General features: G+C 72.6%; 25 protein-coding genes. 22 read left to right on the top strand and 3 right to left on the bottom strand.

Annotated elements, in window-relative coordinates:
• The 19 genes from ACXVGS_RS07905 to ACXVGS_RS07815 all read left to right on the top strand — a co-directional run.
• On the top strand, positions 1-455 hold a 455-nt coding region (locus ACXVGS_RS07905), incomplete at its 5' end, for a M3 family metallopeptidase (protein WP_458536810.1).
• Positions 452-733 carry an acylphosphatase gene (locus ACXVGS_RS07900; protein ID WP_458527666.1) on the top strand — a complete coding sequence of 94 codons (282 nt, stop codon included), beginning with the start codon at positions 452-454 and terminating at the stop codon, positions 731-733. The genes ACXVGS_RS07905 and ACXVGS_RS07900, both read left to right, overlap by 4 nt.
• 190 nt (positions 734-923) lie before the next feature.
• Complete coding sequence (locus tag ACXVGS_RS07895; protein ID WP_458536809.1) at positions 924-1,058, top strand: hypothetical protein; 135 nt, start codon at positions 924-926, stop codon at positions 1,056-1,058.
• Positions 1,059-1,153: 95 nt separating this feature from the next.
• Positions 1,154-4,726 (top strand): chromosome segregation protein SMC, encoded by a 3,573-nt coding sequence (gene smc / locus ACXVGS_RS07890; RefSeq protein WP_458536808.1) that lies wholly within the window; start codon positions 1,154-1,156, stop codon positions 4,724-4,726.
• 88 nt (positions 4,727-4,814) lie between these two features.
• Positions 4,815-5,078, top strand: a complete 264-nt coding sequence (locus ACXVGS_RS07885) for a hypothetical protein (protein WP_458527664.1) — start codon at positions 4,815-4,817, stop codon at positions 5,076-5,078.
• A 49-nt stretch (positions 5,079-5,127) separates the two neighbouring features.
• On the top strand, positions 5,128-6,321 hold the full coding sequence (ftsY, locus tag ACXVGS_RS07880; protein ID WP_458533006.1) for a signal recognition particle-docking protein FtsY: 1,194 nt from the start codon (positions 5,128-5,130) through the stop codon (positions 6,319-6,321).
• 246 nt (positions 6,322-6,567) lie between these two features.
• Complete coding sequence (locus ACXVGS_RS07875; protein WP_458527662.1) at positions 6,568-7,953, top strand: ammonium transporter; 1,386 nt, start codon at positions 6,568-6,570, stop codon at positions 7,951-7,953.
• Positions 7,950-8,288 carry a P-II family nitrogen regulator gene (locus tag ACXVGS_RS07870; RefSeq protein WP_458534214.1) on the top strand — a complete coding sequence of 113 codons (339 nt, stop codon included), beginning with the start codon at positions 7,950-7,952 and terminating at the stop codon, positions 8,286-8,288. Before ACXVGS_RS07875 ends, ACXVGS_RS07870 begins: the two co-directional genes overlap by 4 nt.
• Positions 8,289-8,303: 15 nt before the next feature.
• Positions 8,304-10,676: a [protein-PII] uridylyltransferase gene (locus ACXVGS_RS07865; RefSeq protein ID WP_458527660.1), complete on the top strand. Its 2,373-nt coding sequence runs from the start codon at positions 8,304-8,306 to the stop codon at positions 10,674-10,676.
• 9 nt (positions 10,677-10,685) lie between these two features.
• Positions 10,686-12,311: a signal recognition particle protein gene (ffh, locus tag ACXVGS_RS07860; RefSeq protein WP_458527659.1), complete on the top strand. Its 1,626-nt coding sequence runs from the start codon at positions 10,686-10,688 to the stop codon at positions 12,309-12,311.
• Between the two features lie 156 nt (positions 12,312-12,467).
• Positions 12,468-13,736, top strand: coding sequence for a serine hydrolase domain-containing protein (locus tag ACXVGS_RS07855; RefSeq protein WP_458527658.1), 1,269 nt, complete (start codon positions 12,468-12,470; stop codon positions 13,734-13,736).
• Positions 13,737-13,824: 88 nt separating this feature from the next.
• Positions 13,825-14,784 carry a S1C family serine protease gene (locus tag ACXVGS_RS07850; protein ID WP_458536807.1) on the top strand — a complete coding sequence of 320 codons (960 nt, stop codon included), beginning with the start codon at positions 13,825-13,827 and terminating at the stop codon, positions 14,782-14,784.
• A 74-nt stretch (positions 14,785-14,858) separates the two neighbouring features.
• Positions 14,859-15,581: a flavodoxin family protein gene (locus tag ACXVGS_RS07845; protein ID WP_458531164.1), complete on the top strand. Its 723-nt coding sequence runs from the start codon at positions 14,859-14,861 to the stop codon at positions 15,579-15,581.
• Between the two features lie 23 nt (positions 15,582-15,604).
• Positions 15,605-16,924: a wax ester/triacylglycerol synthase domain-containing protein gene (locus ACXVGS_RS07840; RefSeq protein ID WP_458527655.1), complete on the top strand. Its 1,320-nt coding sequence runs from the start codon at positions 15,605-15,607 to the stop codon at positions 16,922-16,924.
• 9 nt (positions 16,925-16,933) lie between these two features.
• Positions 16,934-18,022 carry an amidohydrolase family protein gene (locus ACXVGS_RS07835; RefSeq protein ID WP_458527654.1) on the top strand — a complete coding sequence of 363 codons (1,089 nt, stop codon included), beginning with the start codon at positions 16,934-16,936 and terminating at the stop codon, positions 18,020-18,022.
• Entirely contained in the window at positions 18,012-19,004 is a 993-nt protein-coding gene (locus tag ACXVGS_RS07830) for a GNAT family N-acetyltransferase (RefSeq protein WP_458536806.1), read from the top strand. Before ACXVGS_RS07835 ends, ACXVGS_RS07830 begins: the two co-directional genes overlap by 11 nt.
• A 345-nt stretch (positions 19,005-19,349) precedes the next feature.
• Positions 19,350-20,390 (top strand): ABC transporter substrate-binding protein, encoded by a 1,041-nt coding sequence (locus ACXVGS_RS07825; protein ID WP_458527652.1) that lies wholly within the window; start codon positions 19,350-19,352, stop codon positions 20,388-20,390.
• On the top strand, positions 20,387-21,184 hold the full coding sequence (locus tag ACXVGS_RS07820; protein WP_458531167.1) for an ABC transporter ATP-binding protein: 798 nt from the start codon (positions 20,387-20,389) through the stop codon (positions 21,182-21,184). The genes ACXVGS_RS07825 and ACXVGS_RS07820 overlap by 4 nt, the downstream gene beginning before the upstream one ends.
• Positions 21,174-22,040 carry an ABC transporter permease gene (locus tag ACXVGS_RS07815; RefSeq protein WP_458527650.1) on the top strand — a complete coding sequence of 289 codons (867 nt, stop codon included), beginning with the start codon at positions 21,174-21,176 and terminating at the stop codon, positions 22,038-22,040. The genes ACXVGS_RS07820 and ACXVGS_RS07815 overlap by 11 nt, the downstream gene beginning before the upstream one ends.
• Before the next feature lie 3 nt (positions 22,041-22,043).
• On the opposite strand, the gene ACXVGS_RS07810 is transcribed toward ACXVGS_RS07815, so the two are convergent.
• Positions 22,044-22,367: a hypothetical protein gene (locus ACXVGS_RS07810; protein ID WP_458527649.1), complete on the bottom strand. Its 324-nt coding sequence runs from the start codon at positions 22,365-22,367 to the stop codon at positions 22,044-22,046.
• A gap of 180 nt (positions 22,368-22,547) precedes the next feature.
• On the opposite strand from ACXVGS_RS07810, the gene ACXVGS_RS07805 reads away from it, so the two are divergent.
• From ACXVGS_RS07805 to ACXVGS_RS07795, 3 genes are all read left to right on the top strand, one after another.
• Positions 22,548-23,003 (top strand): RrF2 family transcriptional regulator, encoded by a 456-nt coding sequence (locus ACXVGS_RS07805; protein WP_458527648.1) that lies wholly within the window; start codon positions 22,548-22,550, stop codon positions 23,001-23,003.
• A gap of 169 nt (positions 23,004-23,172) precedes the next feature.
• Entirely contained in the window at positions 23,173-23,646 is a 474-nt protein-coding gene (gene rpsP / locus ACXVGS_RS07800; RefSeq protein WP_458527647.1) for a 30S ribosomal protein S16, read from the top strand.
• 2 nt (positions 23,647-23,648) lie between these two features.
• Complete coding sequence (locus ACXVGS_RS07795) at positions 23,649-23,891, top strand: RNA-binding protein (RefSeq protein WP_458531169.1); 243 nt, start codon at positions 23,649-23,651, stop codon at positions 23,889-23,891.
• Between the two features lie 103 nt (positions 23,892-23,994).
• Here ACXVGS_RS07795 and ACXVGS_RS07790 read toward each other — a convergent pair whose 3' ends face one another.
• Together ACXVGS_RS07790 and ACXVGS_RS07785 are read right to left on the bottom strand one after the other, a co-directional pair.
• Positions 23,995-26,160 (bottom strand): alpha-amylase family glycosyl hydrolase, encoded by a 2,166-nt coding sequence (locus tag ACXVGS_RS07790; protein ID WP_458536805.1) that lies wholly within the window; start codon positions 26,158-26,160, stop codon positions 23,995-23,997.
• The gene (locus ACXVGS_RS07785; protein WP_458527644.1) at positions 26,157-26,627 is read right to left on the bottom strand and encodes a MarR family winged helix-turn-helix transcriptional regulator; all 471 of its coding nucleotides are present in this window, start codon (positions 26,625-26,627) and stop codon (positions 26,157-26,159) included. Before ACXVGS_RS07785 ends, ACXVGS_RS07790 begins: the two co-directional genes overlap by 4 nt.
• Positions 26,628-26,776: the final 149 nt, after the last annotated feature.

The raw sequence follows: 26,776 nt of genomic DNA, 5'->3' as shown, positions 1-26,776 counted from the left end.
AGCCGATCCCGGCCGAGCTGGTCAGGAAGATGCGGGCCGCCGACGACTTCGGCAAGGGGTACCAGGCGCGCACCCAGATGTTCTACGCCTCGGTGTCCTACCAGATGCACCGTGAGCGGGCGGAGGACAGCACGGCCCTGGTGAGGACGCTGCAGGAGCGTTACGACCTGTTCCCCTACATGGAGGGCACCCACTTCCAGGCCGCCTTCGGGCACCTGTCCGGCTACAGCTCGGCTTACTACACGTACATGTGGAGCCTGGTCATCGCCAAGGACCTGTTCTCCGCGTTTGACAAGGAAGACCTGTTCGCGGACGCGACCGCACTGCGCTACCGCGACCGGATCCTGGCCGCCGGCGGCAGCAAGGACGCCGCGGACCTCGTCGAGGACTTCCTCGGGCGGCCCTACAGCCCGGAGGCCTTCCGCCGCTGGCTCGAGGAGGCCCCGCGGGCATGATCCGTGCGGTGATGTTCGTCCGCGGGCAGGTGCAGGGCGTCGGGTTCCGCTGGTGGACCCGTGCCCGGGCGCTCGAGCTCGGCCTGGTCGGCCACGCGCGCAACACCCCCGACGGGCGGGTGGAGGTGGTCGCCCAGGGCAGCGAGGAGGCGGTCGCGAGGCTGGAGACGTTGCTGCGCGAGACCCCCAGCCGGCACCGTCGGCCGGGCCGGGTGGACTCGGTCGTGGTCCAGCACGGTATGCCGCGTGACGGGGTCTCCGGGTTCATCGAGCGGTGAGCGGGCGGTCGCCCGCCCGGGGTGCGTGGCGTTGACCTGCGGCGATGGCGGTGTCACTCTGGTCGCGGGGGCAGCGTCGGTCGCAGTCCCCGGACCCCATCCATCGCCCTTCGCACGCGCGAAGGATCCTGTCGGAGTTGGTATGGCCAAGGCCCTGCTGGGTCAGCGTGCATTCCGGGACGATCGCCTCGTGCTCGAGGCGGCGCGTCTGCGGACCCGCGTGCGTGACCTCGAGACCCTGATCGAGCACCTGCAGCACGACAACGACCGGCTCCGCGACAACTTGCGCGAGCAGGAGCTGGTCGTCCCGGAGCCGGTCAGGTAGGGGGCCGGCTCCCAGTTCACCCAGTTCCCCGGACACGGGGTTCCCCGCCGGTATGGTTGGCCGAGTTCACCACCGGTTAGAGGAGCCCATCGCTCGTGTACGTCAAGAGCCTGACCCTGCGGGGCTTCAAGTCCTTCGCCTCCGCGACGTCGATGCGGCTCGAACCCGGCATCACCTGCATCGTGGGCCCCAACGGCTCCGGCAAGTCCAACGTGGTCGACGCGCTCGCGTGGGTGATGGGGGAGCAGGGGGCCAAGAGCCTGCGCGGCGGCAAGATGGAGGACGTCATCTTCGCCGGCACCGCCGGGCGGCCGCCGCTGGGTCGCGCCGAGGTGACGCTGACCATCGACAACACCGACGGCGCCCTGCCGATCGACTACACCGAGGTCACCATCGCGCGGACGATGTTCCGCAACGGCGGGTCCGAGTACGCCATCAACGGCACCCCGTGCCGGCTGCTCGACGTCCAGGAGCTGCTCTCGGACTCCGGCATCGGCCGCGAGATGCACGTCATCGTCGGCCAGGGCCAGCTCGACACCGTGCTGCGGGCCACGCCGGAGGAGCGCCGCGGGTTCATCGAGGAGGCCGCCGGCGTCCTCAAGCACCGCAAGCGCAAGGAGCGCGCGCTGCGCAAGCTCGAGCAGATGGAGGCCAACCTCACCCGCGTCACCGACCTGACCGGCGAGATCCGCCGCCAGCTCGGCCCGCTCGGCCGACAGGCCGAGGCCGCCCGCAAGGCCGCCGTGATCCAGGCGGACGCCCGTGACGCCCGGCTGCGCCTGCTGGCCGACGACCTGATCCAGCTCACCAGCACGCTGGAGCAGGAGGTGGCCGACGAGACCGCGCTGATCGCCCGGCGCACCGAGGTCGAGGAGGCGCTCACCGACGTGCGCGCCCGGCTCGCCGAGCTCGAGCGCCAGGCGGCCGAGGCCGCACCGCAGCTCGCCCGCGCCCAGGAGCGCTGGTTCGCCCTGTCCTCGCTGCGTGAGCGCCTCACCGCCACCGGGTCGCTGGCGGCCGAGCGGGTGCGCCTGTTGTCCGAGGACGACTCCGAGGCGGGTCAGGGCTCCGGTCGTGACCCCGAGCAGCTGCGCGCCCAGGCCGCCACCATCCGTGAGCAGGAGCAGGCGCTGCACGCCGAGATAACCCAGGCCAAGGACGCGCTGGAGCGGGCCACGGCCGAGCGGTCCGAGCTCGAGAAGGCCTTCGCCGAGGAGCAGCAGCGCCTCGCCCGGCTGGTCCGCGCGGCTGCCGACCGACGGGAGGGCCTGGCCCGGCTCTCCGGCCAGGTCGCTGCCCGACGCAGCCGGATCGAGGCGGGGGAGGCCGAGATCGGCCGCCTGCGCCAGACTGCCGAGCAGAGCCGCCAGCGCGCGGCCGCAGCGGAGGCGGAGTTCGCCGAGCTGGAGGCCTCCGTCGCCGTCGACGAGGAGGGCGAGGAGGGCCTGGACTCGGCCTACGAGGAGGCCGCCGCGGCACTGGAGACCGCCGAGGCCGAGCGTGAGCGCTGGGTCGAGGCCGAGCGCAACGCCGAGCGCGACCGTGCCAGCCTCACGGCCCGCCTCGAGGCCCTGGAGCTGGGCCTGCGGCGCAAGGACGGCGCTGCGGCCCTGCTCGCCGCGGCCGACCGGGTCGGCGGGGTCATCGGCTCGGTCTCCGCCCTGCTGCAGGTCGCCCACGGCCACGAGGCCGCGGTCGCCGCCGCCCGGGGCTGGGCGGCAGACGCCGTGGCCGTTGACTCGGTCGAGGCGGCCGGCGACGCGCTGCGCACCCTGCGCGCCGACGACGCCGGCCGCGCCGGGCTGCTCGTGGCCCAGACCGCCCGGCCGGGGCAGCGCGCCACCTGGCCGGCGCTGCCCGACGGTGCCACCTGGGCTCTGGACGTCACCACCTCACCCGAGTCCGTGCGGCCGGCCCTGGAGCAGCTGCTGGACAAGGTGGCTCTCGTGCCCGACGCCGAGGCCGCGGCCGCGTTGGTGCGTCGCGGTGACGGGGTCAGCGCGGTCACGCCTGACGGCGACGTCTTCGCCCCCGGCTTCGCCCGCGGCGGGAGCGCCTCCGCGCCCAGCCTCATCGAGGTGCAGGCCGCGGTCGAGGAGACCCGCGAGCAGGTGCAGGACGCGACCCGTCGCGGCGAGCAGGCCCGCTTCGCGCTGGCCGGCGCCCGGGAGCAGGTCGCCGAGCTCGGCGAGGCGGTCGAGGCGGCGCTGGAGCGCCTGCACGACTCCGACGCGCGGATGGCCGCGGTAGCCGAGCGCCTCGGGCACCTCGGCGGTTCGGTCCGCTCGGCCCGCGCCGAGGCGGAGCGCACCGAGAAGGCCATCGCCACGGCCGAGGCAGCCCTGGTCGCCGACCGCGACGAGCTCGCCTCCCTCGAGCAGCGCCTGGAGGACGCCAGCGCCGAGCCGACCGAGGAGGAGCCCTCGACGGCCGAGCGTGACCGGCTCGAGCAGGCCGCCACGGCAGCCCGCGGCGCCGAGACCGAGCTACGGCTGACCCTGCGCACCCGGGAGGAGCGCGCGCGGGCCATGTCCGGGCGGGCGGACTCCCTCGAGGCGGCGGCCCGCAACGAGCTGGCCGCCCGCGAACGCGCGGCCGCGCGCCGGGAGCGGCGCCGGCGCCAGGCCACGGCGGCCGAGGCGGTGCGCCGCGGCGCGGCATACGCGGTCGAGGCGGTGAGCCGCTCGCTGGAGCAGGCCAGCCGCGAGCGGGCCACGGCCGAGCGGGAGCGCACCGAGCGCGACGCCGCCCTGGCCCAGGTCCGACGCGAGATGGGCACCCTCGGTGACGAGCTGCGCGAGCTGACCGACTCGGTCCACCGCGACGAGGTGGCCCGGGCGCAGCAGCGGCTCCGGATCGAGACCCTGCAGGCCAAGGCGGTCGAGGAGCTCGGCATCGACCCCGAGGTGCTCATCGAGGACTACGGCCCGCACCAGATGGTGCCGGTTGTCCCAGACCCCGACATGGACCAGGAGGAGGCGGACGCGCTGCAGCCGCAGCCCTACGTCCGCGAGGCGCAGGCCAAGCGGCTGCGCTCTGCCGAGCGCAAGCTGGCCCAGCTCGGCCGGGTCAACCCGCTGGCCCTGGAGGAGTTCGCGGCGCTGGAGGAGCGGCACAAGTTCCTCACCGAGCAGCTCGAGGACCTCAAGAGCTCCAAGCGCGACCTGCTCGACATCGTCCGCGAGGTCGACGAGCGGGTCGAGCGCGTCTTCACCGAGGCCTACCACGACACCGCGGCGCAGTTCGAGCGCGTGTTCCAGCGGCTGTTCCCCGGCGGCGAGGGCCGGCTCGTGCTCACCGACCCCGCGAACATGCTGACGACGGGCATCGAGGTCGAGGCCCGTCCGCCGGGCAAGAAGATCAAGCGCCTGTCGCTGCTCTCCGGTGGTGAGCGCTCGCTGACCGCCGTGGCTCTGCTCGTGGCGATCTTCAAGGCCCGCCCCAGCCCCTTCTACATCATGGACGAGGTCGAGGCCGCACTCGACGACACCAACCTCGGTCGGCTCATCACGCTGTTCGAGGAGCTGCGGGACTCCAGCCAGCTCATCGTCATCACGCACCAGAAGCGCACCATGGAGATCGCCGACGCGCTCTACGGCGTGACCATGCGCGGCGACGGCGTGACGACCGTGGTGTCCCAGCGGATCAGGGACGTCCAGCCGGCCTGAGTCGTCCCTTCCAGCGCGTGAGGTGACACCCGTCACAGGGGTACCGGTGGATTTGTCGCGCCACAGCAGGCCGGGGCATCGTGGACCCATGGTCGTCCTCATCGTCGGAATGCTGCTGTGCCTGGGTCTTGCCGTAGCAGTTGTCGGCGTGGTGGCCGTGCCGGCCCGCCGTCAGGGACGCGACATCCTGACCCCTCGCGGCGAGGAGGTCGTGGCCCAGGTCAAGGAGGCGACCGGCACCGCCGTCGAGAAGGCCACCGAGGTGACCCAGGCCGCCGTGGAGAAGACCGGTGAGGCGCTCTCGAGCGCCAAGGACAAGGTCACGGACAGCAGCAGCCGGCCCTCCGACTGACCCCCGCGCGGCGCCAGGTGGTGCCGCGGGTCTGGGACAATGGCGCGTTGTGAGCCAGACCCAGGAGATCCTCGCCCTCGTCGTCGTCATCGCCCTCGCCGGCGTCGGCCTGCTCGTCGGGCTGCTGCGCAGCCGCGGCGGCAAGGACAAGCAGCTGCCGCCGCAGGCCCCCAGTGCGCCGCCGGCCACGAGGGAGCCCTCCGTCGGCGACGAGTCCGCCCCGCCCCGGGACACGCCCAAGCGGACCGTGGAGACGTCGCCCGGGGTGGACCTGCTCGAGCCGCCCGTGGTCGAGCCGACCCCCACGGTCGAGACCCCCGCGCCGGCGGTCGGCCGGCTCCAGCGCCTGCGGGCCCGGCTGGCCCGCTCCAACTCGGCGATGGGGCAGGGCCTGCTGTCGCTGCTGTCCCGCGGCGGCCTGGACGAGCAGGCCTGGGAGGACGTCGAGGACACCCTGCTGACCTCCGACCTCGGGGTCGAGGCCACCACCGAGCTGGTCGATTCCCTGCGCACCCGGGTCAAGGTGGAGGGCGCCACCGACGAGGCCACCGTGCGCGAGTGGTTGCGCGCGGACCTGCTGACGCTCGTCGACCCCTCGATGGACCGTGAGGTCGCCTCCTCGCGGGTCGACGGGCGCCCGGCCGTGGTGATGGTCGTCGGGGTCAACGGCACCGGCAAGACCACCACCGTCGGCAAGCTCGCCCGCGTGCTCGTCGCCGAGGACAAGGACGTCGTGCTCGGTGCGGCCGACACGTTCCGGGCCGCCGCCGCCGACCAGCTGCAGACCTGGGGCGAGCGGGTCGGGGTGCCGACCATCCGCTCCGACCGGGAGGGCGCCGACCCCGCAGCGGTCGCGTTCGACGCGGTCAAGGGCGCCGCGGAGGCCGAGGCCGACGTGGTCCTCATCGACACCGCCGGACGGCTGCACAACAAGGTCGGCCTCATGGACGAGCTCGGCAAGGTCAAGCGGGTCATCGAGAAGCAGTCCCCGATCGACGAGGTGCTGCTGGTCCTCGACGCCACGACCGGCCAGAACGGCCTGCGACAGGCCGAGGTCTTCTCCGAGGTCGTCAACGTCACCGGCATCGTGCTCACCAAGCTCGACGGCACCGCCAAGGGCGGCATCGTCGTGGCCGTGCAGCGCAAGCTCGGCGTGCCGGTCAAGCTGGTCGGCCTCGGCGAGGGCCCCGACGACCTGGCCCCGTTCGACCCCGAGGCCTTCGTCGACGCGCTGATCTCCTGAGGCGTGACCGGGCGAGCTCGAGAGGCCGCCGCACGGCATACAGGCCCTGAAGCGCTCCCGCACAGGTTCGTCCCACCGCGCACAGGAGCGTTCCTGTGTCGGCTGGGACGAACTTGCGCGAGACGCTCGGAGCGTCCTGAGGACCCCGCCGCCGTTCACCTGTTGCTTACCTGCACGAGGGATCGCTAACACGGCTGTAACACAAGACCGCATCCGGTGAAACGGGCGCTGTCCATCCTCTTCGGCATGACAATCGACAGCGGCGACACCGCCTGGGTTCTCGCCAGTGCCGCGCTGGTACTGCTGATGACCCCCGGTCTCGCGTTCTTCTACGGTGGCATGGTCAGGGCCAAGAGCGTCCTGAACATGATGATGATGAGCTTCGGGGCCATGGCGTCGGTCGGCGTCGTCTGGGTCCTCTGGGGCTACAGCGAGGCGTTCGGCAACTCGTGGAACGGCCTCATCGGCAACCCCTTCCAGCACTTCGGGCTGAGCAACCTGCTCAGCAAGGACTCGATCTTCGGCTACGTCGCCGCTGCCGACGGGGCCCCGGCCCACGGCGGCATCCCGGCACTGGCCTTCGTGGCCTTCCAGGCCGTCTTCGCGATCATCACGGTGGCGCTGATCAGCGGTGCCATCGCGGACCGCACCAAGTTCTCCACGTGGATGGTCTTCACCGTGGTCTGGGCGACGATCGTCTACTTCCCGGTCGCGCACTGGGTGTTCGCCTTCGACGGCTACGCGGCCGACAAGGGCGGCTGGATCGCCAACCAGCTCAAGGCGATCGACTTCGCCGGCGGCACAGCGGTCCACATCAACGCCGGCGCAGCGGGTCTGGCGCTGGCGCTCGTGATCGGCAAGCGGGTCGGCTTCCGCAAGGAGCCGATGCGCCCGCACAACCTCACCCTGGTGATGCTCGGCGCCGGCCTGCTGTGGTTCGGCTGGTTCGGCTTCAACGCCGGCTCGGCGCTCGGCGCCAACAACACCGCCGCCGTGACCTGGGTCAACACCATGGTCGCCACCGCCGCTGCCGCCATCGGCTGGCTCGCCACCGAGCGCTTCCGGGACGGGCACGCCACGTCCCTGGGCGCCGCCTCCGGCATCGTCGCCGGCCTGGTCGCCATCACCCCGTCATGTTCCGCGGTCACCCCGGTCGGCGCCATCGCGATCGGCGTCATCGCCGGTGTCGTCTGCGCCCTGGCCGTGGGCCTGAAGTTCCGCTTCGGCTTCGACGACAGCCTCGACGTCGTGGGCGTCCACCTCGTCGGCGGCATCGTCGGCACCCTCGCGATCGGCTTCTTCGCCTCCGCCTCGGCCCCCGCCGGGGTCGACGGCCTCTTCTACGGTGGCGGCGTGGACCAGCTGTGGCGCCAGGCTGTCGGCGCCTTCGCCGTCCTCGCCTTCTCCTTCGTGCTGACCTACGCCATCGGCACGGTCCTGGCCAAGGTGCTCGGCTTCCGCGTCGAGCGCGACGCCGAGGTGGCGGGCATCGACCTCGACCAGCACGCTGAGACGTCGTACGACCTCGGCACGCTCAGCGGCGGCTCCCGCTTCGGCGGCTCGCCGCCGCCCGCGGGCACCCCGGCTGCCACGCCCCAGCCCGCCACGACCACGCAGGGAGCATCCGTATGAAGCTCGTCACCGCCATCATCAAGCCGCACAAGCTCGAGGAGGTGAAGGAGTCGCTCGAGGCCTTCGGGATCGCCGGTATGACGGTCAGCGAGGCCAGCGGCTACGGCCGCCAGCGCGGCCACAGCGAGGTCTACCGCGGCGCCGAGTACACCGTGGACTTCGTGCCCAAGGTGCGCGTGGAGGTCCTCGTCGACGACGTGGACGCCACCGGGGTCGTCGAGGCCATCCTCAAGTCCGCCCAGACCGGCCGCATCGGCGACGGCAAGATCTGGACCGTTCCCGTCGAGGACGTCGCACGCGTCCGCACCGGCGAGCGCGGCCCGGACGCGCTGTAGGTCATGGGTCGGGACATGGACCTGACCGCACAGCGGCTCGACCTGGCCGGCACCCGGAGCTTCGGTGCTCCGGGTGCCGGTCGGCGCCGCCGCACCGCCCTGGCCGACTTCGCCCGCGACCAGCTCCAGGGCATCTGGGCCGACGCGACCAAGGGGGGCCGATTCGAGGGCGTGGCGCTGGCCAGCGTGGGCAGCCTCGCCCGCGGCGACGGCGGCCCGCTCAGCGACTACGACCTGGTGCTGCTGCACTACGGGCGCTCGCTGTCCGAGGGGGACGTGACCGAGCTGGCCGACCGCGTCTGGTACCCCATCTGGGACGGCGGCGCCAAGCTCGACCACAGCGTCCGCACCGTCAACCAGTGCCGACAGGTGGCCGCGGCCGACCTGTCCGCGGCGGTGGGCCTGCTGGACCTGACCTGGGTCGCCGGGGACCGCGAGGTCGTGCAGGCGGCCAGCGCCACCCTGGCGCACGACTGGCGGGCCAACGCCCGCCGCCGGCTGCCCGAGCTGGTCGAGTCCCTGGAGACCCGCCACCGGCGCCACGGCGACCTCGCCCATGTCATCGAGCCGGACCTGAAGGAGGCGCGCGGCGGCCTGCGCGACATGACCGTGCTGCGGGCCCTGACGGCCGCCTGGCTGGCGGACCGCCCGCACGGCGCGGTCGACACGGCATACGAGCACCTGCTCGACGTGCGCGACGCGCTGCACGTCGTCACCGGCCGCGGCCGGGACCGGCTGACCCGCGAGGACCACGACGCGGTCGCCGCGCTGCTGGGGGAGCCGGACGCCGACGCGATGCTCACCGGTGTGGCCACCTCCGCGCGGACCATCGCCTTCGCGCTCGACGCGACGGTACGCCGCGCCGGACAGTCCCAGCGCGCCCGCACCCTGCGCATCGGCCCGCGCCGCCCACAGCTGAACCCGCTGGGCTACGGCCTGTTCGAGCACGACGGCGAGCTCGTCCTCGGCCCGAGCGTCGACCCGGCCCGCGACCCGCTGCTGGCGCTGCGCGCCGCGGTGCTGGCCGCCCGCAACAACCTGCCCATCTCCCCGGCGACCCTGGCCAACCTCGCCGAGCACAGCGCCCCGCTGTCCGAGCCGTGGTCGGTGCTGGCCCGCTCGCTCTTCGCCGACCTGCTCGCCGCCGGCCCGGGGCTGATCCCGGTGTGGGAGGGGCTGGACCTGGCCGGCGTGGTCGAGCGCTGGATCCCGGAGTGGGCCGACGTGCGCAGCCGGCCGCAGCGCAACCCGGTCCACCGGCACACCGTCGACCGGCACCTGGTCGAGACCGTGGTGCAGGCCAAGGCGCTGCTGCGGGACGTCGAGCGTCCCGACCTGCTGCTGCTGGCCGCGCTGCTGCACGACATCGGCAAGGTGGCCGGCGCCCACGACCACTCGACCGTCGGCGCCCCCGTCGCCGCCCGGGTCGCTGCCCGGATGGGGCTGCCCGCGACCGAGGTCGACCTGGTCACCCTGCTCGTGCGCGAGCACCTCACCCTGATCGACCTCGCCACGAGGCGAGACCCGCAGGACCCGCAGACCGTGGCCGCGGTCGTCGACGCCGTCGGCGGCGAGCGTGCGGTGCTGGAGCTGCTGCGGGCGCTCACCGAGGCCGACGCCTGCGCCGCGGGCCCGGCCGCCTGGACCGACTGGAGGGCTCAGTTGCTCGACCGCCTGACCGGGGGAGTGCGTGCCGCACTGGGTGACGAGACCGCCCGGCCGGTCCCCGACGAGCTCGAAGGGCCGCTGTCCCCGGAGGTCATCACCTCCGTGGTGGCCGGCGAACCGCACGTGGAGGTCACCAGCGTCGGCGGGGTGCACCGCCTCGACGTCTACGACCGGGACCGGCTCGGGCTGTTCGCCGACACCGCGGGCCTGCTCGCCTCGCACGGCCTGGTCGTGCGGACCGCGGTGGTGCGCACCGTGGACGGCATCGCCGCCAACGAGTGGCACGTGGAGTCCCCCGGCGGGGACGCGCCCGACGGCGTCGTGCTGGCGCGCGGGCTGTTCCGCCTGGCCCGCGGTGACCGGGCGCCGCTGATGGCGCTGGAGCGCCGCCGCTCGCCGCGCCCGACGGCCAGTGCCCACGCCAGCTCCGGGTCACCGGGGCAGACGCGGGCGATGGTGGTGCCGCAGGCCTCGCTGGACGCCACGGTCATCGAGGTGCGCGCCCAGGACCGTCCCGGCCTGCTGCACGACGTCGGGCTGGCGCTGGCCAAGGCCGGCCTGAGCGTGCGCAGCGCGCACATCGCCACCTACGCGGGGCAGACGCTGGACACGTTCTACCTGACCGAGTTCGCCGGTCGGGCCCTCCCGCCGGCCCGTGTGGCGCAGGCGGTGTCGGTCCTGATCGACGCGTGCGACGGGACAGGTGCGCAGGGAAGATAACCTTGCCCGGTGTTCACCAGTCTGTCTGACCGCCTGACCGCGACCTTCAAGAACCTCCGCGGCAAGGGCCGCCTGTCCGAGAGCGACGTCAACGCGACGATCCGCGACATCCGGATGGCCCTGCTCGACGCCGACGTGGCGCTGCCCGTCGTCAAGGAGTTCACGCACGCGGTGCGCGAGCGTGCCCTCGGTGCGGAGGTCAGCGGCGCCCTCAACCCGGCGCAGCAGGTCGTCAAGATCGTCAACGACGAGCTCGTCGCGATCCTCGGCGGCCAGACCCGGCGGATCCAGTTCGCGAAGAACCCGCCGACGGTCATCATGCTCGCCGGCCTCCAGGGCTCCGGCAAGACCACGTTCGCCGGCAAGCTGGCCAAGTGGCTCAAGGACCAGGGCCACACCCCGATGCTCGTGGCCGCCGACCTGCAGCGCCCCAACGCGGTCACCCAGCTGCAGGTCGTCGGAGAGCGGGCCGGCGTGCCGGTCTTCGCCCCCGAGCGGGGCAATGTCGCCGGCTACGACGCCGCCGTCGAGTCCGGTGAGGGCACCCGCTCCTACGGCGACCCGGTCACGGTGTCCCGCCAGGGCATCGACGAGGCCCGCGCGCGCCAGCACGACGTGGTCATCGTCGACACGGCCGGCCGCCTCGCCATCGACGAGGCGCTGATGCAGCAGGCCGCCGACATCCGCGCGGCGATCAGCCCCGACGAGGTCCTCTTCGTCATCGACGCGATGATCGGCCAGGCGGCGGTGGAGACCGCCCAGGCATTCGCCGAGGGCGTCGACTTCACCGGTGTCGTGCTCGGCAAGCTCGACGGCGACGCCCGTGGTGGTGCCGCGCTGTCGGTCGCCAAGGTCACCGGCCGGCCGATCATGTTCGCCTCGGTCGGTGAGCAGACCAAGGACATCGAGGTCTTCCACCCCGACCGGATGGCCTCGCGCATCCTCGACATGGGTGACGTGCTCACCCTGATCGAGCAGGCCGAGAAGGCCTTCGACCAGCGCCAGGCGCAGGAGATGACGCGGAAGTTCCTCGAGGAGGAGGACTTCACCTTCGACGACTTCCTGCAGCAGATGTCCGCGATCAAGAAGATGGGCTCGCTCAAGCAGATGCTCGGCATGATGCCGGGCATGGGCCAGATGCGCGCCCAGCTCGACTCGCTCGACGAGCGCGAGTTCGACCGGGTCGAGGCCATGGTGCGCTCGATGACCCCGTTCGAGCGCACCCACCCCAAGCAGATCAACGGCTCCCGTCGCGCCCGCATCGCCCGTGGCTCGGGCGTCTCGGTCTCCGAGGTCAACCAGCTGCTCGAGCGCTTCACCCAGGCTCAGAAGATGATGCGCAGCCTGCGCCGCGGCGGCGGGGTCCCCGGCATGCCGGGGATGCCGGGGATGCCGGGCATGGGCGGCGCCAAGAAGGCGGCGAAGGGCCAGCAGCGCAAGAAGGGCAAGAGCGGCAACCCGGCCAAACGCGCCGCGGAGGAGAAGGCGGCGGCCGAGAAGGCCGCCAACGCCCGGATCAACGCCGCCAACCAGGCCTTCGGTATGCCGGGTGGCCAGGACGACGGCCAGCCGGCCGCCACGGACCCGGCCAACGTCGAGCTGCCCAAGGGCTTCGAGAAGTTCCTCGGCCGCTGACCCGGTCAGCGGTTACCGGTGACCCGGCCTGCGCCACGGCGCGGGCCGGGTCACGTCTTTGGGGTGATTGACGGCTCCTCGCGCGTCGCCACAGGGTGGTGGGAGCGCCGGGTCGCGGACGCTGCCCGGCGGAGCCCGTTGGCGTTGGAGCCGGTCATGGGACGTCGAGCCACTCTCCAGTTCAGCCGGGTGCGCCTGACCCGCGCGGTCGTCACCCCACTGCTCGCCATCGGGGTCCTGGTTACGCCGGCGGTCGCCACTGTCGCCGCGCCAGCGGCATCGTCCCGGGCGACCGTCGCCGCCACCTGCGACCGGTCCTGTCTCGCCGGTGAGCTCCGGGCCGACGTCGAGCACTACCTGCGCGCGCACGGCGTGGAAGAGCACGCCTCCGCGGCGGCGCTGAGCGTGAGCCTTCGCGGCCAGCGGCACAGCATCGACGTGGCCGCCGGGACCACCCGGTTCGGCGGGTCCGACGCCGTGGACAGCGACAGCGTCTGGCAGATCGGCAGCAACACCAAGGCGTTCACGTCGGTGCTGCTGCTCCAGCTCGAGGCGGAGCACCGCCTGTCGATCAACGACACGCTGGGCCGGTGGCTGCCGCAGTACCCGCAGTGGCGTGGCGTCACGATCAAGCGGCTGCTGAACATGACCAGCGGCATCCCCAACTACTCCGACCAGGACCCGATGCTTGCCGCCTACGCGGCGCACCCCCACCGGTACTTCTCCGCGCGCGATCTCGTCTCGTTCGCCGTCGGGGCACCCGCGACCACCGGCTACCACTACTCCAACACCAACTACGTCCTCGCCGAGATGGTCATCGAGAAGGCCACCGGGCGCAGCTACCAGCACGAGCTGCGCTCCCGGATCATCGGGCCCCTCGGCCTGGACGAGCTGTGGTACCGGCCCGACGTCTACCCGCGGTCGGTCACGAAGCGCGAACCGGCCGGGTACTACTTCAACGACCAGCCGCCGGTCCTGCTGGGCCTGAAGGGCCGGGACGTCAGCCGCGACTCCCTGTCCTGGGCGCGAGGCGCCGGAGGCATCATCAGCACCACCGGCGACATGATCCGGTGGGAGCGGGCGATGTACGGCGGTCACCTGCTGCCAGCCCGGCAGCAGGCCGAGCTGCTCAGCCTCGTCTCGACACGCACCGGCAAGCCCATCGCGACCACGTCGCCGAGCGACCCGAGCGCGTTCGGTCTCGGGGTCGCGCAGGCCACCTTCCCCGGCTTCGGCACCGTCTGGTTCTACGAGGGCGAGACGCTCGGGTTCCGCACGCTCCACGTCTGGTTCCCCGGATCGGGGCTCCTCCTGGCGATGGGCGTCAACAGCGCACCGACCCATGACCATATCGAGGAGCTGGCCATCGCGGCATACAAGACGGTGGCTGCGCATGGACTCACCGCGCTGGCCGCAGCCTCCTGACCGGCTGCGGCCAGCCGCGAACGGCCGCGTGGAACAGCCAGGGGATGCCCGCCGTTTGCACCTGTAACGGTGTAAGCAGGAGTGCGCGATGGACGTCTTCGAGAACCGGTCCGAGCAGGAGGCGCTGGACGCCTACTCACAGGTCGTCACCGGGGTGGCCGACCGGCTCATCCCCCGGGTGGCCAGCATCCGGGTGCGCCGCCGGGTCCGCGGCGGGGAGGCCGAGGCCGGTGGCTCGGCGGTGGTGCTCACCGCCGACGGGCACCTGCTGACCAACGCCCACGTCGTCGACGGCGCGACCTCGGGGACCGCCGAGTTCGCCAACGGCCTGGGCGTGCGCGTCCACGTGGTCGGCTCCGACCCGCTCTCCGACCTGGCCGTGCTGCGCGCCGAGGGGGAGGTGCCGGACCCGCCGGAGTTCGGCAGCGCCGAACGGCTGCGGGTCGGCACCCTCGTCGTGGCCGTCGGCAACCCGCTCGGCCTGGCCGGCAGCGTGACCGCCGGGGTGGTCAGCGCCCTGGGTCGCTCGCTGCCCACCCGGTCCGGCACCGCCAGCCGGATCGTGGAGGACGTCATCCAGACCGACGCGGCGCTGAACCCCGGCAGCTCCGGCGGTGCCCTGGCCGACGCCCGCGCCCGGGTGGTCGGCATCAACACGGCAGTGGCCGGCATCGGGGTCGGGCTTGCCGTGCCGGTCAACGCGACGAGCTGGCGGATCATCGAGGCCCTGCGCGCCGACGGCCGGGTGCGCCGTGCCTACCTCGGGCTGGTCACCACGCCCGCCCCGCTGCCGCCGCGGTTCGCCGACGCCACCGGCCAGCGCACCGCCCTGCGCGTGGTCGAGGTCGTCACCGGCAGCCCGGCCGAGCGGGCGGGGCTGCGCCGGGGCGACCTGCTCCTGGCCGTCGACGGCCAGCCCCTGCGCGACGCCCAGTCGCTGCAACGGCTGCTGTTCGCCGAGGCGGTCGGCCGACGCACCGAGCTCACCGCGGTGCGCGGCGAGGCGCTGGTCGACGTCGTGGCCGTGCCCGCCCCACTGGAGGGCTGACCACGCGTGGCGACCACCCGGCATACGGCAGGAGGCGGTCGCCCGTGCCCGGCGACGGGCGTACCGTCCGGCCCATGAGCCAGGACGGACACCGCGACTGGGACTTCAGCGGGCTGCAGGCCCTGTTCATCAACTGCACCCTCAAGCGCTCGCCGGAGCTGTCCCACACCCAGGGCCTGGTCGACCGCAGCGCGGCGATCATGCGCCGGCACGGCGTGGAGGTAGACCAGATCCGGGCGGTCGACCACGACATCGCGACCGGCGTCTACCCGGACATGACCGAGCACGGCTGGGCCACCGACGAGTGGCCGCAGCTGTGGCCGCGGGTCCAGGCCGCGCACATCCTCGTCGTGGCCGGGCCGATCTGGCTGGGGGACAACTCCAGCGTCACCAAGCGGGTGATCGAGCGGCTCTACGCCCAGTCCAGCCAGCTCAACGAGCACGGGCAGTACGCCTTCTACGGCCGGGTCGGCGGGGCGCTGATCACCGGCAACGAGGACGGGGTCAAGCACTGCACCAGCAACATCCTCTACAGCCTGCAGCACCTCGGCTACGTCATCCCGCCGCAGGCCGACGCCGGCTGGATCGGCGAGGTCGGCCCCGGCCCGTCCTACCTCGACCCGGGCTCCGGCGGCCCCGAGAACGACTTCACCAACCGCAACACCACGTTCATGACGTGGAACCTCCTGCACCTGGCGAAGATGATCACCGACGCCGGCGGTATCCCCGCGTGGGGCAACCAACGCTCGGCGTGGGAGCAGGGGCAGCGCTTCGACTTCAACCCCGAGTACCGCTGAGCGGTCCGGGGCGGAGTGTCGGCATGGCGGGGACGTGGGTCGACCGGGCCAGCGCCGACGACCTCATGGCGCTCGCCGCCGACCGCGGGCCGGTGCCGATGCAGGTGGGGGCCCTGCTGCTCCTCGGCGCCGGGGCCGATGCGGGCGCGGTGGCCGCTGCCGTCGGCGCCGCCTGCGGGTGGGTGCCCCGGCTCCGGCAACGGCTCGTGCGCACGCCGCCCGGGTGCGGTCGACCGGTGTGGGTGGAGGACGCGGGATTCAGGGCCGAACGGCACGTGCGACGGGTGACGCTGACCGGTGACCTGCTGGAGCTGACCGCCGCCCTGGTCACCACGCCGCTCCCTCGCGACCGTCCCCTGTGGGCTGCAGTGGTGGTGGAAGGTCTTCCTGGCGGGGGAGTGGCGCTCGTGCTGGTCATGCACCACGTGGTCTCCGACGGGGTGGGCGGCCTCGCGGTCCTGGGGGCGCTGGCCGACGCGACGCAGCACCCACCGGCCCGCGCGGGGCACCCAGCCCGGCCGACGACGAGGGTCCTGCTGAGGGACGCCTGGACGGCGCGGGCGGCCGCCGTGCGACGGATGCCGCTCGCCGGGCGGCGGGTCGCAGCGGCCGCCACCGAGCTCGGGCTGCAGCGGGTCCGGCTCGCGGCCCGGACCTCGCTCAACGTCCGCACCGGCCCTCGCCGCCGACTCCTCGTGGTCTCGGTGCCGCTGGCCGGCGTCCGTGCGGCCGCGCACCAGCACGGGGCGACCGTCAACGACGAGGTGGTCTCGGCCATCGGCGGCGCGCTCGGCGACCTGGTCGCGGCACGCGGCGAGCCGCTGGCCGAGCTCGTGGTGTCGGTGCCGGTGAGCGCCCGCACGCAGACCTCCGCGTCGCAGCTGGGGAACCAGGTCGGCGCCATGCCGGTGACGGTCGACCTGCGGGCCGACCGTGCCGAGCGCCTGCGGCGGGTCGCGGCCCTGACGGCCGCCCGCCGGGCCGCCCAGCGCGGTGGGTCGGCGGCGCTGCTGGTGCCGGCCTTCCGGCTGCTGGCCACGCTCGGGCTGTTCCGGTTGTTCGTGGACCACCAGCGGCTGGTACACACGTTCGTCAGCGACCTGCGCGGCCCGGTCGAGCGCTGGGCCATCGCCGGCGTGCCGGTGGAGGCGGTCGTCCCGGTGGCGCCGACCCCGGGCAACGTGACGGTCAGCTTCGGCGTGCTCTCCTACGCGGGCACCCTCGCCGTCGCGGTGCTGGCCGACCCGGAGCGCGTACCGGACCTCGACGTTCTCGGTGCCGCACTCGCCCGCGAGCTCGATGCGCTCGCGGGCCGGGACGCCGGCTCCGCGGGTGGTGGGTAGGGTCGCGCCATGAGCGCGCCGGTGCTGCACGTCAGGGGACAGGTCCTCGTCGGCCCCGAGGAGGTGCGCGACGAGGTGTGGGTGGTCGACGGCCGCCTGTCGTATGCCGCGCCGCAGCCGGGTGCGGACGTCCAGACCGTCTCCGGCTGGGCCCTGCCGGGCCTGGTGGACGCCCACTGCCACGTCGGGCTCGACGCCCACGGCGCCGTCGACGACGCCACGAGCGAGGCGCAGGCGCTCGCCGACCGGGAGGCCGGCACGCTGCTGATCCGCGACGCCGGGTCGCCGGCGGACACCCGCTGGATCGACGAGCGCGAGGACCTGCCGCGGGTCATCCGTGCCGGCCGGCACATCGCCCGGACCCGACGCTACATCCGCAACTACGCCCACGAGATCGAGCCCGAGGACCTGGCCGCCTACGTGCGGCAGGAAGCCCGGCGCGGGGACGGCTGGGTCAAGCTCGTCGGCGACTGGATCGACCGCGACTCCGGCGACCTGGCACCGTGCTGGCCGCGGGAGGCCCTCACCGCCGCCATCGCGGCCGCCCACGAGGAGGGCGCCAGGGTCACCGCGCACTGCTTTGGCGAGGAGTCGCTGCGTGACTTCGCGGCCGCCGGCACCGACTGCATCGAGCACGCCACGGGCCTGGAGCCGGACACCATCGACGCCTTCGCCGCGCAGGGGATCGCCATCGTGCCGACCCTGGTCAACATCGACACCTTCCCCGCCATCGCGGCCTCGGCCGAGGAGAAGTTCCCGCTCTACGCCAAGCACATGCGCGACCTGCACGCCCGCCGCTACGAGACCGTCGCCGCCGCGCACGACGCCGGCATCCCGATCTACCTGGGCACCGACGCCGGCGGGTCGCTGCCGCACGGCCTGGTCGCCGCCGAAGCCGCCGAGCTGGTGCGGGCGGGAATCCCGGCGGAGCAGGCCCTGGAGGCGGCGACCTGGGGTGCGCGCCGCTGGCTCGGCCGGCCCGGGCTGGAGGAGGGCGCCGGGGCCGACCTGGTCGTCTACGCCGCCGACCCGCGCGAGGACATCGGCGTGCTGGCCCACCCGACCTACGTCGTGCTGCGAGGCCGCGTTGTCGCCTGAGGGCCACGCTCTGCCCGAGCTGCACGCGGTCGGGGAGCGGGTGTGGGTCAGCCCCGTGCGCCGGGAGGACCTCGACCCCTACCGGCGCGCGGTGGAGCGCTCCCGCGACCGCCTGTCCCGTTGGAACCCGGTCAACCCCGAGGACCTGGCCACCCACCTCGGCGCCCAGTCCCGCGGTCACCGCACGTTCGTCATCCGGGCCCGCCGGCCCGAAGGTGACCATGACGTCGTCGGCAAGGTCAACGTCACCAACGTCGTCCACGGCCGGTTCCTGTCCGCAGCCATGGGCTACGACGCCTACGACCCGTATGCCGGCCGCGGCATGTTCGCCGAGGGCATGCGGCTGGTCGTGGGGCTGGCCTTCGCCGCCGAGCCGCACGGGATGGGGCTGCACCGCCTCGAGGCGAGCGTCCAGCCGGGCAACGTCACCTCGGCCGGCCTGCTGCGTTCGGTGGGCTTCCGGCACGAGGGCTACACGCCGCGGATGCTGTGGCTGGCCGACAGCTCGGGTCGGGAGTCCTGGCGCGACCACGACCGCTACGCGATGACCGCCGAGGAGTGGCCTGCCCGGCCCTACGCCCCGCAGCGGCGTCGGCGGTTGGTGGTCCTCGTGGGCGGGGTGCCCGGGTCGGGCAGGACGACGCTGGCGCGCGCCCTCGCCGAGGAGCTCGGGGTGCCGTTGCTGTCCACGGACGTGGTCACGGATGCCGACGCGGTCTGGGCGCTGCTCGCCGCGTCGCCGGTCGGCGCTGTCGTCGAGGGCTCGTTCGGGTCGGCAGACCGTGACCGCGTCGAGCGGGGCCTGGCCGTGGCGGGCCTGGCCCCGGCCTCCGTGTCGGAGGTCCGGTGCGAGGTGGCGGCCGACGCCGAGGCAGCCCGGCCGCTGGGGGTGGGGCCGGCGCACCGGGTCGACGCCTCGGTGCCGGCCAGCGCCGGGCAGGTGGCCCGGCTCGCGCTCGCAGTCCGCGCCGCGGCTGTGTGAGTCAGCCTGGGCTCTCGAGCTGCCCACCCCGGGGGATCCAGTATCCGAGAAGTAACGCGGTGTTATTTGACTGATAACTCTGCGCTATCCAAACTCCTACTCATGGCGTAGGAGAGTCGCGTCCTGCCGCCCCCGGCGGCGGGGCGCGCGGCATACCGCGGAGATCCTGGCCGCCACCTCCGTCCCTTGCCGGGCAACGGCGCTCGGCAAAAGGGGTGAGGCAGGATCCGCGCTTCGTCGAGTCCATGAACGCCGTGCCGACCGCACAGTCGTACTCACAAGACCTACTAGGTGCATAGGAGAAGTCGGGTGGCCGCACCCGACTCATGCAGGCAGGAGAACCGCATGTCCCGTCCCCTGGGCCGCGTCGCCCTCGCGCTCGGTGCGCTCGCCTCCGCCCTCTCGATGGCCGCCTGCGGGGGGAGCTCGTCCGCGAGTGACACCCCCGTCACCTCCGTCAAGCTGGGCTACTTCCCGAACCTGACCCACGCCACCGCGATCGTCGCCGACAAGGAGGGCTTCTTCGCCAAGGAGCTTGGCAAGACCAAGCTCGAGGTCAAGACCTTCAACGCCGGTCCCGCCGCGATGGAGGCGCTGAAGTCCGGCGCCATCGACGCCACCTACGTGGGGCCCGGCCCGGCGACCAACGCCTACATCAACACGAACGGCCAGGCCGTGACCATCGTCGCCGGCGCGGCCTCGGGTGGTGCCTCGCTCGTCGTCGACAAGTCGATCAAGACCGCCACGGACCTCAAGGGCAAGAAGGTCAGCTCGCCGCAGCTGGGCAACACGCAGGACATCGCCCTGCGCTACTGGCTCAAGGGCCAGGGCCTGAGCACCGACCTCCAGGGTGGGGGCGACGTCAACATCGCTCCGCAGGACAACTCCCAGACCCTGGACGCCTTCAAGCAGCACCTCATCGCCGGCGCGTGGGTCCCCGAGCCCTACGCCACGCGTATGGTGCAGGCCGGCGGCAAGGTCCTCGTCGACGAGCGCACCCTGTGGCCCAACCAGAAGTTCGCCACGACGGTCCTCGCCGTCCGCACCGACTTCCTCAAGGCGCACCCCGGCACCGTCCGGGCGCTGCTGGCCGGCGACCTCGACGCCGCGGACTTCATCGCCAAGGACCCGACCAAGAGCCAGCAGGACGTCGCCGACGTCATCGCCAAGGTGTCCGGCAAGCCACTCAAGCCCGAGGTCATCACCGCGGCCTGGCCGCAGCTGACCTTTACCGTCGACCCGGTGGCCTCCTCGATCCTCACCGGGGCGCAGAACGCCTACGACGTGGGCGTGCTGAAGAAGAAGCCCGAGCTGGGCACCCTGATCGACCTCAAGCTCCTCAACGCGCTGCTCAAGGAGCGCGGCAAGCCGGCGGTGGCGTCATGACAGCGGCCGTCACGACCGCTGCCGCCCGGGGGGAGGACGGCGTGGCGACCAGCACCCGCCACGCCGTCACCCTCCGGGGGGTCACCAAGCGGTACGCCGGGGAGCACGGCGTCCTCGCCCTCGACGGGATCGACCTGCAGGTGCATCCCGGGGAGTTCGTCTGCCTCGTCGGCGCCTCCGGCTGCGGCAAGTCCACGCTGCTCAACCTGGTCAGCGGCCTCGACGACGTCTCCTCCGGGGAGGTCGGGGTCGACGGCCACGCCGCCCTGATGTTCCAGGAGTCGGCCCTGTTCCCGTGGCTCTCGGCGCTGGACAACGTCGCGACACCGTTGCGGCTCAAGGGAGTCGGGCGCCAGGACCGCGAGGCCCGCGCCCGGGAGTACCTCGACGTGGTCCACCTCGGCGACTTCGCCGACCGGCGCCCGCACGAGCTCTCCGGCGGGATGCGCCAGCGCGTCGCGCTGGCCCGGACCCTGGCCACCCAGGCTCCCGTGCTGCTCATGGACGAGCCCTTCGGGGCGCTCGACGCCATGACCCGCGACCTGCTCCACGACGAGCTGGAGTCGATCTGGCGCGAGCGCTCGCTCAGTGTCCTGTTCGTCACCCACAACGTCCGCGAGGCCGTCCGCCTGGGCGACCGCGTGGTGCTGCTGTCCAGCCGGCCGGGACGGATCGTCAAGGAGTACCCCGTCGACATCACCCGCCCCCGCCGGATCGAGGACAGCGCCGTCTCCACGCTCTCGGGTGAGATCACCCACGCGCTGCGCGAGGAGGTGGCCCGCCATGGCTCTTGAGGTCACCGAGCGGCTCCCGGGCCGGGACAACACCGAGCTGCGCGGCCTGGACGCGCTCGACCTCGGCGACTCGCACCAGCGCAGCCGCCGGGTCTGGCAGGCCGCCTGGCCCAAGCTCGCCGCCATCGTGCTGGCCCTCGGCGCGTGGCAGGCCGTCGTGCTCAGTGGCTGGAAGCCGAGCTACCTGCTGCCCGGACCGCTTCCGGTGTTTCGCGAGCTCGGCCACCAGGTCACCACCGGGGACTTCTGGAAGGCCGTCTCGATCACCATGACCCGCGGCCTCGTCGGCTTCGCCATCGCCGCCGTGATCGGCCTGGTGCTCGGCGTCGTGGTCTCGCGCTCGCGGGTGCTGCGCGCCGCCATCGGCTCACTCATCACCGGGCTGCAGACCATGCCCTCGATCGCGTGGTTCCCGCTGGCGATCCTGCTGTTCCAGCTCTCCGAGCAGGCGATCCTGTTCGTCATCCTCATCGGCGCGGTGCCCTCGATCGCCAACGGCGTCATCGGGGGAGTGGACTACGTCCCGCCGCTGCTGCTGCGGGCCGGGCGCAACATCGGTGCCAGCGGGCTGTCCCTCTACCGTCACGTGGTGCTGCCGGCGGCGCTGCCGAGCATCGTCTCCGGCCTGAAGCAGGGCTGGGCCTTCGCCTGGCGCTCGCTGCTGGCCGGGGAGCTGCTGGTCTCGATCGCCAACCGCCCGAGCCTGGGGGTCTTCCTCACCCAGAGCCGCGAGCTCGGCGACACGACGTACATGATCGCGCTGATGATCGCCATCCTCGCGATCGGCATCGCGGTCGACGCGGTCTTCGCCTCGGTCGACACCGGCCTGCGCCGTCGCCGCGGGGTCACCGCCTGAGCCTCACATCCCGCCGGAGGGCCACATCCAGCCGTAGTCCCCGCTGACCTCGGGCATCGGCCACAGCTCGACGGCGCGTGCGGCGGCAGCCACGAGGTCGCCCGCGTCCAGCTCCACCTTCGTCTCCGGTATGCCGCGCGCCAGCCACTCGCAGTAGACCTCCAGGGGGCCTGCGGGAGGCAGCGGCCACAACCAGTAGGTCTGGCGGGAGGTGAGGCCACCCCCGCTGCCCTCCTGCGGGGTCAGGTGGGCGGCCGACTCACGCACCTCCACGCCGGGTGGCGTGAAGGTGTCGTCAACCAGCGCCCGGCGCCCATCCGCGAACACCGCCCCGACCCTCCAGGGTGCGAGGCCGGGTAGCCAGTTACTGGCCGGGGAACACGGGGTTACTGACGGGGGCGCTCCGGCTCCGGATCAGGCTCTGGCAGCGGCGGGAAGAACGACATGCCTCGATGCTGCACCCGCCCCGTCCCGCGCGCCGGGCTTTGGGTGGGACAGAATCAGCGCGTGGACATCTCCGCCAAGACCGACTACGCGATCCGGGCGCTGCTCGCGCTGGCCGAGCGCCCCGGCGGCCCCGTGTCGGTCGAGGCGCTCGCCTCCGCCCAGACGCTGCCCAGGAAGTTCCTCGAGGCGATCCTGTCCGACCTGCGCCGGGCCGGCATCGTGACCAGCCAGCGCGGTGCCTCCGGTGGCTACACCCTGGCCCGGCCGGCCGCCGAGATCACCCTCGGCGAGGTGTTCCGGGTCGTGGACGGGCCGCTCGCGGAGGTGCGCGGCCTGCGGCCGCACGAGACGGCATACGAGGGGGTGGCCAAGCACCTGCCCGTGGTCTGGGTGGCCGTGCGGGCCAGCCTGCGCCGCGTCCTGGACGAGACCAGCCTGGAGCAGCTGCGCACCGGCGCGCTGCCCGAGCACGTGCGCGAGCTGGCCACCGACCCGGGGGCGTGGCAGAACCGCTGACCGCTCGTGGTCGGGCTCCCCGCCCGCGTCTGGCAGAATGGTCGGCTGTACCCGTCCAGCCACCACCCTCTCGGCTGGCTGGAACGCCTACACACCGAGCGTCGGCTCCCCGCGTGTTCCCCACCCGGTCTCGCCGTGCTCACAACCAGAAACAGGAGACACCACAACCGTGGCCGTCAAGATTCGTCTGAAGCGCATGGGCAAGATCCGTGCACCGTTCTACCGCGTCGTCGTCATGGACTCCCGCGCCAAGCGCGATGGTCGTGCGATCGAGGAGATCGGCAAGTACCACCCCACCGAGGAGCCCTCGCTCATCGAGATCGACTCCGAGCGGGCCCAGCACTGGCTCTCCGTCGGCGCCCAGCCGACCGAGCAGGTCGAGAAGCTGCTGAAGATCACCGGCGACTGGCAGAAGTTCAAGGGTGAGCCGGGCGCCGAGGGCACCCTCAAGGTCAAGGAGGCCAAGCCCTCCAAGAAGGACCTCTACGAGGCCGCCATCGCCGCTGCCGGCAAGGCCGAGGAGAGCGGCGCCGCCGCCACCACGCCGAAGAAGAAGGCTGCCAAGAAGGCTGACGAGGCGCCCGCCGAGGCCCCCGCCGCCGAGGAGGCTGCTGCCGACGAGACCGCGAAGGCCGAGGCCTGACCGTGCTCGAGGAGGCGCTCGAGCACCTCGTCAAGGGCATCGTCGACCACGAGGACGAGGTCGCCGTCCGGCGCAAGGAGCTGCGCCGCGGTGAGATCCTCGAGGTCCGCGTCCACCCGGACGACCTCGGCCGCGTGATCGGTCGGTCCGGCCGCACCGCCAGCGCACTGCGCACCGTCATGGGTGCGCTCGCCGGTGGTCAGCCGGTCCGCGTCGACATCGTCGACACCGACCGCCAGCGCTGACGCGCCCCGGTCGCGTCCCCGACGCGACCTGCACGAACCGCAACGGCGGGGTATGCCGTGGACTCACGTCCGCGGCATACCCCGCCGTTCGTCGTGTCCGGGGTCAGTACTGCCAGGCGACCGTGGTCGCGCTGGTGCCGGAGCACGGCGCGGTGTAGCTGTGGTTGGCGCCGTTCTCCCAGGTGGCCGTGCCGTCGGCGGCGATCTTGAGGAACTTGTACTGGAACGTCGTGCACGCGGGGACGCTGGCGACGCCGAACCAGTTCGGGTAGTTGGGCGTCAGGAGCGGGCCGACGGCGGTGTTGCGGTCGGTCGACCAGCTGCCGAGCTCGGGGATGCTGCCGCTGATGTAGATGTTGTCGCCGGGGTTGGTCGGCGTCGCGTTGGTGACCGTGAACGTCACCGGCACCTGCGCCCCGGAGAGCACCTTGAGCGCGTAGCCGTTGCTGGTGCCGCCGCTCGTGGTCACCGTGACCTGCTGAGTCCCGGCCGGCGTGCCCGACGGCACCGTTGCGGTGACCCGGTTGGCGCCCCAGCTGGAGACCGACGCCGTCACCCCGCCGACCTTGAGCGTGCCCGAGGTGCCGAAGCCGCGGCCCTCGACGGTGATCGCGTTGCCGGCCCGGGTGAGCGTGGGCGCAGCGCTGCCGATCGTGGGGGAGGAGGGCTCGGGCCCCTTGTACGACCACACCGCGACCTGGCCGCCGCCGAGGGTGAAGGCGGTCACCGGGTTGTTGCCGCCGGTACCGCTGCCGACGGTGATCGACTGGCCGCCGAGCAGGCCGCCGAGCTGGTCGGTGTACGTGCCTGCGGGAAGGGCCGTGTTGAGCCCGGTGATCGGGTAGGCCGTGCCGGACTTGTTGATCGCGACGAGCACGGTGTCGTTGTTGAACCTGCGCTCGTAGACGTAGACGTCGTTGTTGATCCACCGCTGCTGGTGGGTGCCCCAGGCCAGCGCCGGCTGGTTCTGGCGCAGCGCGGACAGCTTCTGGATCTCCTTGAACGCCGTCGTCGTCTCGCCGAAGCCCGGCATCTGAGGCCGGTTCCACGGGTCCCCGCCGCCGCTGGTGTCGTTGTGCAGGTACTGCTCGGTGCCGTAGTACAGGCACGGCGTGCCGCGGACCGTGAGCATGAACGCCAGCGCGTCGTGCAGCGCCGTCGCGTCGTTCTTCAGGGTCAGGAACCGGGACATGTCGTGGTTGTCCAGGAAGGTGACCAGGTTTTCCTTGTAGGTGTAGTCCGTGCCGGTCCTGGCGATCGCCGCGTCGAGGTTGGACATCGGGGCGCCGGAGCCGAACGTCTCGCGCATCGCGATGTTGAGGTAGAAGTCCAGCACCGAGATGCCGCTGTCGTTGGCAAAGCGGACGTTGTCGGCATACAGCGGGTCGGTCTTGGACCCGAGGTACCACTCGCCGTAGAGGAAGGCGTCCTTGCTCGCCAGGACGTTGTCGGCGAAGGAGCGCTGCCACCCGCTGGACATGTGCTTCACGGCGTCCATGCGGATGCCGTCGACCCCGCGGCTCATCCAGTAGTTCGCGTCGGTCTTGAGCAGCGAGTTGACCGTGCCGTTCTGCTGGTCCAGGTCGGCGAGGTCGGCGAGGTTCCTGTACTGCACCTCGTAGCGGTCGTCGTAGTTGCTGATGCCGCCGTTGTGGTGGAAGTAGCCGTTCGTGTCGTTGATCGCGGTGCCCTTGAGCACCCCGTCGTCGTACAGCGCCCCGCCCTCGGCGAAGGAGGGGTTGGCCGGGTCGGCCGGGCTGGTGTGGTTGGGCGCCCAGTCCATGATCACCTTGATGCCCATGGAGTGGGCCGCGCTGATGAGCGAGTCGAACTCGGCGAGGGTGCCGAAGTGCTCCTCGGGGCGCTTGAAGTCGCGGGTCCAGTAGCCGTGGTAGCCGGCGTTCGGTGTGCCGCCGTAGACCGCAGGCTTGTCGATGTTGTCCACGTGCGGGGACATCCAGATCGCGGTGACGCCCATGTCCTTGAGGTACTGCAGGTGCTGCTGGATGCCGGCGAAGTCCCCGCCCCAGTAGAGCTTCCAGTTCGTCTTCGTGGCGTCGTACATCCCCGGGCTCTTGGCCGGGTCGTCGTTGCTCGTGTTGCCGTCGGCGAACCGGTCGGTGACCACCTGGTAGCACAGGTCCTGCTTGAGGCTGGCGCGGTTGGTGACCGGGGCGTCGGCGTGCGCGGTCGGGAGCAGGGCCGGGGTGGCCAGCAGGCCGCAGGTGACGGCCAGCACGCCGAGGTGGCGGCGGGCGAAGGCGCTCACGGGTGGTTCTCCAGGTCCTTGCCGAGGACGTCGGCGACGGTCCGGGTCAGGTCGTGCAGGGCCGAGCGCTCCTGCTCGCTCAGGCCGCCGAACCGGCGGTGGTTGGCCTTGTCCAGGGCCCGCTCGGCGATGCCGAGGCGGCGCTGGCCCTCCTCGGTGAGGGAGACCAGGACGACCCGCAGGTCGGCCTCGTCCCCGCGGGTGCAGACCAGGCCGTGCTCGACCAGCCGGCGCACCAGGCGGGTCGCGTTGCCCCGCGTGCACAGCAGCACCTCCGCGAGGCGGCTGATCGTCAGGGCGTCGGAGGGGGAGGCCGCGAGGTGGCGCAGCAGGGTGTACTGCGTCGGGCTCACCCCCGCCCCGCGCAGGGCCCGACGGTCGCCGTCGTCGAGCAGGACGTAGATGCGTTGCAGCTGTTCGTGCAGGGCCTTGCTCGAGCTCTCGACCATCCCGGGTGCCTCCGCCATTGGTGACTGGTCAACGAAATTGGGCCGACGCTAGGGACGCGCCGCCGGCGCGGTCAACGGTGCATACGCGATCTTGACCAAGCCCTTCCCGGTCCCTGACCACCTCCCCGGGAGGCCCCGCCGGTATGCCGTCCGGCCGGGTCCGCCGG

Source organism: Oryzihumus sp. (assembly GCF_054325275.1).
The sequence above is the reverse complement of the archived record's forward strand: the minus strand, read 5'-3'. Positions and strand labels throughout refer to the sequence as shown.

What these genes read in the sequence shown, in the direction of transcription:
- ACXVGS_RS07850 (WP_458536807.1), top strand. Translation starts at nt 13,825, where the DNA reads ATGGACGTCTTCGAGAACCGGTCCGAGCAGGAGGCGCTGGACGCCTAC.
- ACXVGS_RS07865 (WP_458527660.1), top strand. Translation starts at nt 8,304, where the DNA reads ATGGACCTGACCGCACAGCGGCTCGACCTGGCCGGCACCCGGAGCTTC.
- ACXVGS_RS07820 (WP_458531167.1), top strand. Translation starts at nt 20,387, where the DNA reads ATGACAGCGGCCGTCACGACCGCTGCCGCCCGGGGGGAGGACGGCGTG.
- ACXVGS_RS07900 (WP_458527666.1), top strand. Translation starts at nt 452, where the DNA reads ATGATCCGTGCGGTGATGTTCGTCCGCGGGCAGGTGCAGGGCGTCGGG.
- ACXVGS_RS07815 (WP_458527650.1), top strand. Translation starts at nt 21,174, where the DNA reads ATGGCTCTTGAGGTCACCGAGCGGCTCCCGGGCCGGGACAACACCGAG.
- ACXVGS_RS07885 (WP_458527664.1), top strand. Translation starts at nt 4,815, where the DNA reads ATGGTCGTCCTCATCGTCGGAATGCTGCTGTGCCTGGGTCTTGCCGTA.
- ACXVGS_RS07785 (WP_458527644.1), bottom strand. Translation starts at nt 26,627, where the DNA reads ATGGCGGAGGCACCCGGGATGGTCGAGAGCTCGAGCAAGGCCCTGCAC.
- ACXVGS_RS07840 (WP_458527655.1), top strand. Translation starts at nt 15,605, where the DNA reads ATGGCGGGGACGTGGGTCGACCGGGCCAGCGCCGACGACCTCATGGCG.
- ACXVGS_RS07875 (WP_458527662.1), top strand. Translation starts at nt 6,568, where the DNA reads ATGACAATCGACAGCGGCGACACCGCCTGGGTTCTCGCCAGTGCCGCG.
- ACXVGS_RS07835 (WP_458527654.1), top strand. Translation starts at nt 16,934, where the DNA reads ATGAGCGCGCCGGTGCTGCACGTCAGGGGACAGGTCCTCGTCGGCCCC.
- ACXVGS_RS07870 (WP_458534214.1), top strand. Translation starts at nt 7,950, where the DNA reads ATGAAGCTCGTCACCGCCATCATCAAGCCGCACAAGCTCGAGGAGGTG.
- ACXVGS_RS07845 (WP_458531164.1), top strand. Translation starts at nt 14,859, where the DNA reads ATGAGCCAGGACGGACACCGCGACTGGGACTTCAGCGGGCTGCAGGCC.
- ACXVGS_RS07825 (WP_458527652.1), top strand. Translation starts at nt 19,350, where the DNA reads ATGTCCCGTCCCCTGGGCCGCGTCGCCCTCGCGCTCGGTGCGCTCGCC.
- ACXVGS_RS07855 (WP_458527658.1), top strand. Translation starts at nt 12,468, where the DNA reads ATGGGACGTCGAGCCACTCTCCAGTTCAGCCGGGTGCGCCTGACCCGC.